9 protein-coding genes and 4 tRNA genes are annotated in these 11,869 nt (G+C 43.2%); 8 read left to right on the top strand and 5 right to left on the bottom strand.

The window, feature by feature from the left end; all coding sequences use genetic code 11:
• Positions 1-91 precede the first annotated feature (91 nt).
• From thrP to AAC853_RS03635, 5 genes are all read left to right on the top strand, one after another.
• On the top strand, positions 92-1,465 hold the full coding sequence (gene thrP, locus AAC853_RS03655; protein WP_340613720.1) for a bifunctional threonine/serine APC transporter ThrP: 1,374 nt from the start codon (positions 92-94) through the stop codon (positions 1,463-1,465).
• 172 nt (positions 1,466-1,637) lie between these two features.
• A tRNA-Arg gene (locus tag AAC853_RS03650) sits at positions 1,638-1,714 on the top strand.
• A 75-nt stretch (positions 1,715-1,789) separates the two neighbouring features.
• Positions 1,790-1,865 (top strand) — tRNA-His (locus tag AAC853_RS03645).
• Positions 1,866-1,880: 15 nt separating this feature from the next.
• Positions 1,881-1,967 (top strand) — tRNA-Leu (locus tag AAC853_RS03640).
• Positions 1,968-1,991: 24 nt separating this feature from the next.
• Positions 1,992-2,068 (top strand) — tRNA-Pro (locus AAC853_RS03635).
• Positions 2,069-2,846: 778 nt separating this feature from the next.
• Here AAC853_RS03635 and hemY read toward each other — a convergent pair.
• From hemY to hemC, 4 genes are read right to left on the bottom strand one after another with little or no spacing between them, the layout of a single operon-like run.
• Positions 2,847-4,052 (bottom strand): protoheme IX biogenesis protein HemY, encoded by a 1,206-nt coding sequence (gene hemY, locus AAC853_RS03630; protein ID WP_340613719.1) that lies wholly within the window; start codon positions 4,050-4,052, stop codon positions 2,847-2,849.
• A gap of 2 nt (positions 4,053-4,054) precedes the next feature.
• Complete coding sequence (gene hemX, locus AAC853_RS03625; protein ID WP_422824173.1) at positions 4,055-5,230, bottom strand: uroporphyrinogen-III C-methyltransferase; 1,176 nt, start codon at positions 5,228-5,230, stop codon at positions 4,055-4,057.
• Positions 5,231-5,241: 11 nt separating this feature from the next.
• Positions 5,242-5,982 (bottom strand): uroporphyrinogen-III synthase, encoded by a 741-nt coding sequence (gene hemD / locus AAC853_RS03620; protein ID WP_340613717.1) that lies wholly within the window; start codon positions 5,980-5,982, stop codon positions 5,242-5,244.
• Positions 5,979-6,920 (bottom strand): hydroxymethylbilane synthase, encoded by a 942-nt coding sequence (gene hemC, locus AAC853_RS03615; protein WP_338883680.1) that lies wholly within the window; start codon positions 6,918-6,920, stop codon positions 5,979-5,981. Before hemC ends, hemD begins: the two co-directional genes overlap by 4 nt.
• Before the next feature lie 745 nt (positions 6,921-7,665).
• Between hemC and AAC853_RS03610 the strand changes: the two genes are divergently transcribed.
• On the top strand, positions 7,666-10,284 hold the full coding sequence (locus AAC853_RS03610; RefSeq protein ID WP_340613716.1) for a class I adenylate cyclase: 2,619 nt from the start codon (positions 7,666-7,668) through the stop codon (positions 10,282-10,284).
• A gap of 110 nt (positions 10,285-10,394) precedes the next feature.
• Here AAC853_RS03610 and cyaY read toward each other — a convergent pair whose 3' ends face one another.
• The gene (gene cyaY, locus AAC853_RS03605; RefSeq protein ID WP_338883678.1) at positions 10,395-10,715 is read right to left on the bottom strand and encodes an iron donor protein CyaY; all 321 of its coding nucleotides are present in this window, start codon (positions 10,713-10,715) and stop codon (positions 10,395-10,397) included.
• Between the two features lie 78 nt (positions 10,716-10,793).
• On the opposite strand from cyaY, the gene lptM reads away from it, so the two are divergent.
• On the top strand, positions 10,794-10,991 hold the full coding sequence (gene lptM / locus AAC853_RS03600) for an LPS translocon maturation chaperone LptM (protein WP_338883676.1): 198 nt from the start codon (positions 10,794-10,796) through the stop codon (positions 10,989-10,991).
• A 37-nt stretch (positions 10,992-11,028) separates the two neighbouring features.
• Positions 11,029-11,853, top strand: coding sequence for a diaminopimelate epimerase (gene dapF / locus AAC853_RS03595; RefSeq protein WP_340613715.1), 825 nt, complete (start codon positions 11,029-11,031; stop codon positions 11,851-11,853).
• Positions 11,854-11,869: the final 16 nt, after the last annotated feature.

Genomic DNA, 11,869 nt, shown 5'->3' with positions numbered 1-11,869 from the left:
TGATCCCAGCCTTTTTTACAACGATTGATTATCAATTCCTGTATTTTTCTGTTTGCAAGTATAGACATCATAAAAGTGGATAGGGAGTTTTATGAGTGATTCAAAACAGAGCCTGCAAAGGGGACTTGAGGCACGTCATATTGAGCTGATTGCGCTAGGTGGCACAATCGGTGTAGGGCTGTTCATGGGATCAGCCAGTACCTTGAAATGGGCCGGCCCTTCTGTTTTGCTGGCTTACATTATTGCTGGGCTTTTTGTCTTTTTCATTATGCGTTCCATGGGAGAAATGTTGTTTCTTGAACCTGTAACGGGTTCATTTGCTGCTTTTGGGCATAAGTATTTAAGTCCTTATTGGGGCTGCTTGACCGCATGGGGTTACTGGTTCATGTGGGTTTCTGTCGGGATTTCAGAGATTACTGCGGTTGGCGTCTATGCTGAATTTTGGTTTCCGGAGTTGCCTCAATGGATTTCGGCACTGGTAGCGGTTGGATTGGTTGCTTTGGCAAACTTGGCGGCAGTCAGGCTGTATGGCGAGCTGGAGTTTTGGTTTGCCATGATCAAAGTCACAACGATTATTGTGATGATCCTGATTGGCATTGGTTTGATTTTCTTCGGGTTGGGTAATGACTGGCAACCCATTGGTTTGGATAACTTGACCACACATGGTGGTTTCTTCTCCGGTGGGTGGAAAGGCTTTTTATTTGCCCTTTGTATTGTGGTTGCTTCCTATCAAGGGGTAGAGCTGGTTGGTATTACTGCCGGTGAAGCGAAAAAACCACAAGTGACGCTTAGAAAAGCGATCAACAATATCTTGTGGCGTATCCTGATTTTTTATGTTGGTGCCATTTTTATTGTTGTTACATTGTTCCCGTGGACAGAAGTAGGTGCTCATGGCAGCCCGTTTGTGATGACTTTTTCTAAAGTCGGTATCACTTCTGCGGCTGCGGTAATTAACTTTGTTGTGTTGACTGCTGCATTGTCAGGTTGTAACAGCGGGATGTACAGCGGTGGCAGAATGTTGTATGCCTTGGCGCAGAACCGTCAATTGCCTGCTTCATTGCTGAAATTGTCGAAAAATGGTGTGCCGGTAAGATGTATTGCAATTACCATTGCTTGCTTGATTGCAGGTTCTAGCCTGAATTACCTAATACCAAATCCGCAGTCAGTATTTGTTTATGTTTATAGCGCCAGTGTATTGCCTGGTATGGTGCCATGGTTTGTGATTCTGGTCAGTCAATTGCGTTTCCGCCAGCATCATGAGGAAGCCATAAAACAGCATCAGTTTAAATCAATTCTGTTCCCTTATGTCAATTATCTGACACTGATTTTCCTGAGCTGTGTATTAGTGGGGATGGCAATTAACACGGATACCCGTTTTTCCTTGATAGTCGGGGGCGTATTTTTGCTGATCGTGTCACTAATTTATTGGTTAATGAAATGGTATTTACCTAAAAAATCGACATAGCTTTATTGGTTGATTTTTGAACGTAAAACTGTTTTTGCTAATACTCCGGTGGAAAAAGTGCTGCCTTTATCATCCAAATGAGCAAAGCATAATCAAACGCATCATTTCTTTTAAAAAAGCACTGGACAGTACGACATTAAATCCGTACTATCCTCCACCGCAACGGCGTTAAGCGCCCGTAGCTCAGCTGGATAGAGCGCTGCCCTCCGGAGGCAGAGGTCTCAGGTTCGAATCCTGTCGGGCGCGCCATTTAAAGCGTGCAAGAGCAGTGGTAATGAGTTATCGTGGTCGAGCATCGTTGTATGTAAAAAGATAGCTGTTATGGTGGCTATAGCTCAGTTGGTAGAGCCCTGGATTGTGATTCCAGTTGTCGCGAGTTCGAGTCTCGTTAGCCACCCCATCTTTTTTATGAAACGCGAGGGTGGCGGAATTGGTAGACGCGCTAGCTTCAGGTGTTAGTGTCCTTACGGACGTGGGGGTTCAAGTCCCCCCCTTCGCACCATAAGAAAGATAAAAAAATATATTTCGGCGAGTAGCGCAGCTTGGTAGCGCAACTGGTTTGGGACCAGTGGGTCGGAGGTTCGAATCCTCTCTCGCCGACCAGATTCTGAGAAAACCCTCGCAATAGCGAGGGTTTTCTCTTTCTAACAACTGCTTAGTGATTTCTTTTTTCTCCTCTTGTTTTTTTCTGTTAATAAAAAGTTTTCCCCTTTTTATTTTCCCATAATTTCTGTTTTATTTTTACTCAATAGATTGAGTGTTATTGTTTTTTTAATGCATTAACATTATGTTTTTAAATATATTTTTTTATTGATGTTGTATTTCAACGACAAACCACACTACTTGATGTCTCAAATAGGAGACGTTCAACTATATGATTTATATATACTATATATAAATTACTTAAATGGCGTCTCAAATGAGAGACGGTATTTTTAACGATATTTGATGAAAGTCAGGTTATCTATTATGGAAAGCTATCCAAACCGTGGGTAAGGAAAGTTTATCCTGATTAAAAAAGTTGGCACGTAAAATGCTAGATTAAAATCGTAGATACTCATCTCACTCCTTATGACAGCATATGGCTTCATAAACCTAGGGATGATGTAGAGCTGATTGTCGGTGCCTATGGTCCATGTTATAGATGAGTAAGCATTTTTTCATCGCAAACCGGACACAACGTTGAGTGAGGCACTATCCGTCTGTAGACCTGATTGTATTTATACACCTGTCTTTTTTGATAGGTGTTTTTTTTGTCTGTAGAAAAATGAGGATAGGCTTCAGGCGGTTTGCCATGAGCTGTAATGATGAATGCACCTCAGTTAACGATTCAATGACATTCCATATATTGCATCGTTAACTGAGGTGTGTCTCTGTGCTGTTATACTTCGACGTCGCTATCACGCTTCAAGGTCAGCATAAAGCCTTTATTGCGGGTTTGGGTAGCTTCTTCATGCTTTTGCAATCTGTCCAGTGCATCGGCAAGCCATGCGTAATCATGAGCATCTGGTCGCTGAGCAAGGGCGGCTTTAAATGCCGATTCAGCATTCGCCCATTGCCCATGGTGCAAGGCAACTTGTCCCAGCGTACTATTGAGCAGTGGGGTTGCGCCATGTTGCTTTAACAGGTGAGAGAGAGCCTTTTGTATGGCGTCAGAATGACTTGCCTTAAGATGCGGAATTAATAGTAGCAAACGTTCGTCATACTGTTGTTTTAATCCGTCTAAAATGATTTGTTGGGCAGTTTCGTGATCATTGCATTCAATCAAATGCTCGGCCATGGCAACCTGCAGCACAATGTCATGGCGAATTTTGCGGCTTTGATCTTTCCACCATATTTTTAGCCCCGTACTGCCTTTCTCTGCCATAACCTGATTCATCAATCCACTATAGGCTTGCTGACGCAATTTAAAGAGTTCTTCTTCACTGTGCAGGTTAGCTTTCAGCATAGAAGGCAAGATATCAATCAAGGATTGGTAAGCACCTGAAAGAGTGTAAGCCTGTTCCGCCAATCGCAACGCTTCAGGATGACGAGGGGCATGATCCAACAGTTTGTCCACACCAACGCGCGCGGCATGAGTTTCACCTTGTGCTAATTGAACACGGATGCGGGTAATATCAACAGGGAGTTGGTCTTTATCAGCAACTTCTGCTGCTTGTTCAATATATTGGTTGGTGCGGAAATAATCGCCGCGTCGTTGGGCTGCCTCTGCCGCCAGAAGATAATTCACGACAGGAAGTTCCGCATGGTCAGCATTACGCGCCATCAGGCGTTCAACTTGCTTGAAGTCCCCTTCGACGAATTTCAGCAGTGCCTGTTTGGTTTGTGAACGAGCACGATTACGTTTATATCCACCAAAGATCCAGCTATGGGTAAACGTGCTGGTACGTTTTAAGCGCCGATAACACCAGCCGATGAAAATCAGCAGGAATTGTAGCAGAAGGAAGATAATCACTAGCCCGGTGATACTGGTAGTAATATTGGACTTGTCCGTCTGGATCAAAACATATCCTTGATGACCTGACATCAAGGGGCCTACTACGATCCCCACGATAAGGATAATGAACAGTAAGAATATTTTTAACATGCTCAGCTCTCCCCAACAGATATTTTTGCCTGATCGGTGGTTCCTGTTGATGACTGTGATTGTGCCTCAGGCTGAATTTCAGGTTGGGAACCTATTTGGGATTGCTTGGAATTCGGTAAATTATAAATACGCTTACGGACCAGCTCTGCCAATATTGGCTGGCTGTTCAATTGTTCAGGGACATCGATGGATAACGGTCTCTTTTGTAGTGAAACAACATTATTTAAAAAGTTTTCTGCCTCTGGGTAAGAGGTATCAAAATAGGCTTTCACCCAAGATTGAACGTCTTCCAATGCGCCCTGATAAATTTTAACTTGATGGCGAGGAATTGCCTGCGCAGCAATCAGAAGTTTGGAACGAATGTTCTCGCGCAGGTAAACGCCTTGATTAGGTGCCAGCAACGGCTCTTTGCTGTTATCACGTGGAGTAATGGTAATGAAATTATCCATAAAGCTGTGCCAGCTATTGCTCAGGTTCTGGCGCCAATCAGAGAGGGAAGCCGTGATCCCATGATCATTTGCCTTCTCCGAAGCGGCTTGTTCTATTTTATTGGCAAGGTGTAGGTTATCGACTTGGTTTGATAGCTGATTTAGCATCAGGATAATACCATCTAAATCAATTTGTTTGATTTTAGACAGGGAATCGATATCTGCCATGATAGCTTTACGGGCATAGAGCAGGCTGGGATCATCCATTTCAGCCAGGTTCTGGTCGGCATCTTTCAGCAAAGCGATGGCAGTGGTAATATCCTGTTCGCTCCATACTTTTCGGCCCGCCATCTTAACGAGGGAGCTTGCCTGCGCCAGGCGCCAGTTTTCGATATCCGTATTTGAAAATGCCGAAACACGGTCTTGAAGCTCTGCAATACTGCTATCTAGCCGTTGGCTTTGTGAGTTGGTTTGTTGTAAAGCAGTTTCCAGCTCTTGGAATTTGGCGTCAAAGTTTTGCTTATCGGCAGAGTGCCGTTGTGTCAGAGACGCTATCTCTTGTTGAAGAGCAACATTTTCGGTTTTTAATGCAGCATTCTGTTGTTGACCATGATAATAAATATAAAGACCACCAACACCTATCGCCAAAGAAATGGCAATTGAGAGCGTATTACCTAACCATCCATAACTTTTAACCGCATCGGTAGGTTGCTTTTGTTCCGTCTTTTTTTGTTCCGTCATAATAGACATCCCATATTAATTTATTCCAGTGCCTGGATTAAGGCGTCATTATCTGCACTCTTGGCGACTTGTATTGTTTGCCAGCCCAAAGTTTGGGCGATATGAGCAAGACGTTCGCTGACCACAATCAGCTTGCAATTCAATAACCATGCTTTTCCGTCGCTATCAGTGACTAAGTTATATAACAGTTGTAGCATTTCGCCACTTGTGACAACGATGGTTTTTATACCACATTGCTGCCAGTGACGACTGAAATCGGCTGTATCGTATTTAACTGGCTGGCGTGAATAACATTCACAGTAATCGACGACACCTCCACGGAGCCTTAATGTAGAGGCGATCACTTCACGGCCGCCATTACCTCGGAGCAATAAAATCTTTTTATTGTCCACTGATTGTAAAGTGGGGAGTTGCAGTAGATCTTCACTGGTTTCACCTTGCTTAGAATAGAAGATTTCCAATCCAGTTAATTGATGAAACATCAGGGAAGTTGATTTGCCGATCCCATAATAGGATAGCTGTTCAGGCCATGACTGGCCTGCTTGAATAAGCTGTTCATTGGCATAATGAACAGCATTTTTTGATAATAGAAAAACCCGATCTCCCGCAGATAGCCATTGCAGTTTTTGTGGCAGTAATGGCAAATCTGCCCCCGGCTGAATTTCGATGAGGGGGGCGCTGAAGGCTGATTTTCCAATAGACCGCAGTCGCGTGACCAATTCCTCTCCTGCGGGGACAGGGCGGGTGATCAAAATGCTCATTTCGGTAGGTTCCTCTGGTATACGCTAGCCAGGATCTGGCGTGCGCCCTTCTCCAATAACTCTTCCGCCAATGCGATACCCGCTTGACGAGCTTCTTTGGGTGAAACCACTCTTTCACCGCGTACGATCACCGTGCCATCCGGGGAACCCACGAGCGCGCGTAGCCAAATCTTCTCTCCCTGCCAGATAGCATAACTGCCAATCGGTACCTGACAGCCCCCTTCAAGGTGGGTGTTCATCGCTCTTTCAGCGAGAACGCAAACTTCTGTTCTTGCATGGTTCAAGGGCGACAGCAGTTCACGGGTTTGCTGATCATCGAGCCGACACTCAATACCTACCGCCCCTTGGCCGACGGCTGGCAGCAATAATTCAGGCTCTAATGGCATACGAATGCGTTCTTCCAGCCCCAGCCGTTTCAGGCCCGCTGTTGCAAGAATAATGGCATCATAATCACCGTTATCGAGCTTGTTCAGACGGGTCCCGACATTACCGCGTAAGTCACGAACGACAAGATCAGGACGTCGCTGACGGATTTGGCACTGGCGTCGTAAACTGGACGTACCCACAACACTGCCAGTTGGTAAGTCATCGAGCGAGGCGTATTCTACTGAAACAAAAGCATCCCGTGGATCATCCCGTTCGCAGATTGTGACCAATCCCAAACCATCAGGAAATTCGACAGGGACATCTTTCATGGAATGGACGGCAATATCAGCTCGCTTTTCGAGCAGAGCTAATTCCAATTCCTTCACAAACAGCCCCTTGCCTCCCACCTTTGCCAATGGGGTATCGAGGATAATATCGCCGCGTGTCACCATTGGAACCAGCTCTACTTGCAGTTCTGGATGAAAGTGTTTCAGTTGTTTTTGAACATATTGCGCTTGCCACATAGCTAATGGGCTTTGGCGGGTAGCGATGCGAATGGTTTTCATTGTCATGGATAAATCTATTAGGTAATAAGTATGTTGGGTAACTGTATTAACTAATGGTTTCTATATTCTTCATCTTGCAATTTTTTGTCGCTTTATTGACCGCTGTATTAACGATTACGCAACTTGACTTGATGGAAAATAAGGGTTTTTAGCCACCGGTTAGTCACCAATTAGTGAGAAAATAGTGCCAGTTTTAACATCTCAATGATTTTTTTTCCAGTTACGAAAAAGCCAGAAAAAATCAAAATAGTATATAGATATACAGTTTATGAAATAAAAATAATTTTAAATATTAAAATAATATTTTATTTAAATAGATAAAATAAACAAAGAGATTGATTTAAAAGCAAATTGAAATTTGTGATTATCTTAATGATAAAAAGCGGTGAGAATATTTAACAATAAGAAAAATATTATTCAGTTAAATATTGATGAAAGAGTGATGTATTTACAATGCTTTACAACTGCGATATGAAAAATAATCAACGATAATCGTTATGCTAAAAAAGTATATTATTGTGTCTGTTTCGTGATTAACTTAATATTTTACAAGGAGTTAATTGTGTTTCGGCTATTGCAGGTGAAGAGAAAAGATGGTATTGCGTACTTTACGCTTTGATTGCAAGGTGTTAAATTGATCACGTTTCCGACAATAATTTTGTAAAAATAATTTTAAATAATCTTGTAATACCATGTGTTATCGGAAACAGGGGACTACTTTAGGCACTGGAACTGATATCAGGCGAAACTCTTGTATCTCTATATTGAAACGCTGAAGCAGCGACTGGATGCAATTAACCAACTTAGATTAGAGCGCGCTACGAGCTTAATGAGTGACGCTTTCAAGCAAGTTTATAGTTTAATTCCAGTATTATTACATTATCATCATCCAATGATGCCAGGTTATATCAAAGGCGATGTTCCTCATGGCGTTTGCTTTTTTATACCTGATGAAGCACAGCAGTTTTGGATTAATGATCTGGATAGCCAGCTTACTGGTGTCCTGCCAGATGTATCGTCACCTACGTCTAATGGTGAATTGCCGATTACGGGAATTTATTCCATGGGCAGTACTTCTTCTATTGGGCAAAGTTGTTCTTCTGACTTAGATATTTGGGTTTGTCATCAATCTTGGTTAGATAGTGACGAGAAAACTTTGCTGGAACAAAAATGTACCTTGATAGAACAGTGGGCGGCGTCACTGGGGACTGAAGTTACTTTTTTTCTGATTGATGAAAACCGTTTTCGGCATAATGCCTGTGGTAGTTTGAACGGTGAAGATTGCGGTTCTACCCAACATATCCTTCTGCTTGATGAATTTTATCGCACAGCGGTTTGTCTGGCTGGCAAGCGCTTGTTATGGGCAATGGTTCCCGTGGAAGAGGAGACTCATTATGATGAGTACGTCCTTTCTCTCTATGCACAGGGTGTGTTGACGCCAAATGAATGGTTGGATCTGGGTGGCTTGGGGGAATTGTCCGCAGAAGAATATTTTGGGGCGAGCCTCTGGCAACTTTACAAGAGTGTGGACTCTCCTTATAAGGCTGTCTTGAAAAGCCTGCTGTTGGAAGCTTATTCATGGGAATATCCCAATGGAAAGCTTCTGGCGATGGAAATGAAGCAATATTTTCATGACGGCGCGATTGTTTCTTTTGGCCTCGATGCTTATAGCATGATGCTGGAACGTGTAACCCGCTACCTGACTGCCACGAACGACCTTGCGCGCCTTGATTTGGCGCGTCGTTGTTTTTATCTGAAGGTATGCGAGAAATTATTGGCAGGCCAGAATGATAAAGGTTGTACAGGATGGCGTCGTCAGGTTATGTCCCAGTTGGTGCGCGAATGGGGTTGGGATGAGAATAAACTGGCTATGCTGGATAACCGTAATGCATGGAAAATTGAGCAGGTGCGTGATGCCCATAATGAATTGCTTGATACCATGATGCAGAGTTATCGCAACTTAATCCGCTTTGCCCGCCGTAATAATTTAAGTGTGAGTGCCAGCCCACAAGATATTGGTGTATTGACCCGTAAATTGTATGCGGCTTTTGAAGCATTGCCCGGTAAAGTGACTTTGGTGAATCCTCAGATATCACCGGATCTGTCGGAAAAGGATCTGACTTTCATCTATGTCCCTCCGGGGCGAGTAAACCGCAGTGGTTGGTATCTTTACAATCATGCCCCCACGATTGAATCGATCACTGGTCATCAACCATTGGAATACAATCGCTATCTGAATAAATTAGTTTCCTGGACCTATTTCAATGGCCTGTTGTCTAAAGAAACTCGGCTCCATATTCATCACGGCAGATCTCAGTGTGACAGGCAGAAATTATATGATTTGGTGGATGACATTGCCGCTCATTTCCCAATCCGTTTACCAGCCCCTACACCAAAAGCACTATACAGCCCGTGTGAAATTCGCCACTTGGCGATCATTGTCAATTTAGAACAAGATCCAACAGCTGCATTTTCTGATCAAATCGTTCGTTTTGACTTAAGGAACTTGAATGTTTTCAGTTTTGGTGAGTTGCAGCAATGTTTGGTAGGTAGCATTGATTTGCTTTACCGTAATTCATGGAATGAAGTGAGAACCTTGCATTTCAATGGCGAACAATCGGTATTGGAAGCATTGAAAACCATATTGGGAAAAATGCATCAAGATGCAGCGCCACCATCTGATGTTGAAGTTTTCTGTTATAGCAAACACTTACGTGGATTGATCCGCACGCGTATCCAGCAATTAGTTTCGGAGTGTATAGAGTTACGCCTGTCTAGCAACCGACAAGATCCAAACCGTTTCAAGGCATTACGCATCTCAGGGCAAACATGGGGATTATTCTTCGAACGGTTAAACGTTTCGGTACAAAAATTGGAAAATGCAGTGGAATTTTATGGTGCCATTTCCAACACCAAATTGCATGGACTGCCAGTCAAAATTGACACCAAAGAAAAACACTTACCGCCTGTAATAGATGGTTTCGCCTGCGAAGGCATCATCCAGTTCTTTTTCGAAGATATTGAAAACAAACAAGGGTTCAATATTTATATTCTTGATGAATCAAATCGAGTGGAAATTTATTCCCATTGTGAAGGCAGTAAAGAAGAGTTGGTGCGAGATATCAGCCGATTTTATTCATCATCACATGATCGTTTTACTTATGGCTCTAGTTTTGTCAATTTCAACTTGCCGCAGTTTTATCAAATCGTTAAGAAAGGTGAGCGTACCCATGTCACTCCATTTATAGAGGGAGTGTACCCAGTGGATGATGTAGAAGCGAATGATACCAGGCTTCATATTGACGAGCGCCTTGATAAAACCTGTGGGGCACATGCACACGATCCTTATCGTTCATTGTACCACTATTAATATAGTCAATTAGTTAAGCGCCTGTTTTATCAGGCGCTTTTATTAGATCTCTTTCGTTGACTCATTGTGTTTATTTGGTTTTGATGAAATTGGATTTTAATGAAACATGGTCACGAAAATTGGAATGGCTCACCACTTTGCTCAGTAATGGCTTGTGCCAGCATGGAAATAAAATCATGACCACTGCGGTCACAAATCCACTGGTTATCCTGATAATTAAAATGGTAACCACCATTTTTGGTTGCCAGCCATATCTGATGAAAAGGTTCTTGACGGTTAATAATGATTTTGCTGTCGTTTTCAAAACTCAGCGTCATCACACCGCCGTTTGTTTCATAGTCGATATCCGTATCACCATCGTAATTATCCAGTTGCTCTTCGAGATGAAACATCAATTGATCGGCCAATTGATGAAATTCGCTATCGTTCATGTTTATTTCCTATTTGCTTTTCAGGGCCTAGCTGCGATTATAGAGAGTATTGGCGCATGAATCACAGGCATTAATATAATGAAAAAACAACTTCGTTGGTCACTGGCTATCATAACATTACTTTCTCTGGCTGGTTGTGGCTTGAAAGGGCCTCTCTATTTTCCTCCTGCGGAAACATCTGCAACACAGCTACCTATGCACAAAACAGATAAGGTACAGTCGGAAAAATTGTTAGAAAACAATTTATTAAAAGACAATATATCGATGAATGCATGATAGTGATTGGGTAATGTGATTTCTCCTGGAGTCGTATATGCAGTTCTCCAAAATGCATGGTCTTGGTAATGATTTTATGGTCGTTGATGCAGTGACCCAAAATGTTTATTTTTCTCCAGAGTTAATTTGCCGTTTGGCTAATCGGAATACTGGGGTGGGTTTTGATCAACTTTTGATTGTTGAAGCACCCTATGATCCTGACTTAGACTTTCATTACCGCATTTTTAATGCTGACGGCAGTGAAGTTTCCCAGTGTGGTAACGGGGCACGTTGCTTTGCTCGTTTTGTCCGTCTCAAAGGGTTGACTAATAAGCGTGATATCAAGGTCAGTACACAGGCCGGCCGAATGATATTAAGCATCACAAATGATGAGCAAGTTTGTGTCAACATGGGCGAGCCGGACTTTGAGCCGCAGCGTATTCCATTTCGTGCCAATAAGGCTGAAAAAACCTATATTATCCGTGCTATTGAACGGACAGTGCTTTGTGGCGTTGTGTCGATGGGTAACCCTCATTGCGTCATACAGGTTGAGGATGTGGACACTGCCGAAGTGGAAATATTGGGACCGGTGTTGGAAAGCCATGAACGTTTTCCTGAACGCGCCAATATTGGTTTCATGCAGGTAATCAATCGAGGTCATATTCGATTGCGTGTCTTTGAGCGAGGAGCCGGTGAGACACGGGCATGTGGCAGTGGCGCGTGTGCAGCAGTAGCAATCGGTATTCAGCAAGACCTGTTGGATAACCAGGTTCGGGTTGATCTTCCAGGAGGGACACTGCAAATTTGCTGGGATGGGTCGGGAAAACCCCTTTTTATGACTGGGCCTGCAACTCATGTTTATGATGGTACGATTCATTTGTGATTGATTCTGTATTTGT

The sequence above is a fragment of the Xenorhabdus thailandensis genome, assembly GCF_037996785.1.
Taxonomy (GTDB): Bacteria; Pseudomonadota; Gammaproteobacteria; order Enterobacterales; family Enterobacteriaceae; genus Xenorhabdus; species Xenorhabdus griffiniae.
Note: the sequence above shows the minus strand (reverse complement) of the source record. Positions and strands in the feature narration are given on the sequence as shown.

Excerpts from the sequence above, each read along its gene's own strand:
- thrP (WP_340613720.1), top strand. The coding sequence starts at position 92 with ATGAGTGATTCAAAACAGAGCCTGCAAAGGGGACTTGAGGCACGTCAT.
- hemY (WP_340613719.1), bottom strand. The coding sequence starts at position 4,052 with ATGTTAAAAATATTCTTACTGTTCATTATCCTTATCGTGGGGATCGTA.
- hemX (WP_422824173.1), bottom strand. The coding sequence starts at position 5,230 with ATGTCTATTATGACGGAACAAAAAAAGACGGAACAAAAGCAACCTACC.
- hemD (WP_340613717.1), bottom strand. The coding sequence starts at position 5,982 with ATGAGCATTTTGATCACCCGCCCTGTCCCCGCAGGAGAGGAATTGGTC.
- hemC (WP_338883680.1), bottom strand. The coding sequence starts at position 6,920 with ATGACAATGAAAACCATTCGCATCGCTACCCGCCAAAGCCCATTAGCT.
- cyaY (WP_338883678.1), bottom strand. The coding sequence starts at position 10,715 with ATGAACGATAGCGAATTTCATCAATTGGCCGATCAATTGATGTTTCAT.
- lptM (WP_338883676.1), top strand. The coding sequence starts at position 10,794 with ATGAAAAAACAACTTCGTTGGTCACTGGCTATCATAACATTACTTTCT.
- dapF (WP_340613715.1), top strand. The coding sequence starts at position 11,029 with ATGCAGTTCTCCAAAATGCATGGTCTTGGTAATGATTTTATGGTCGTT.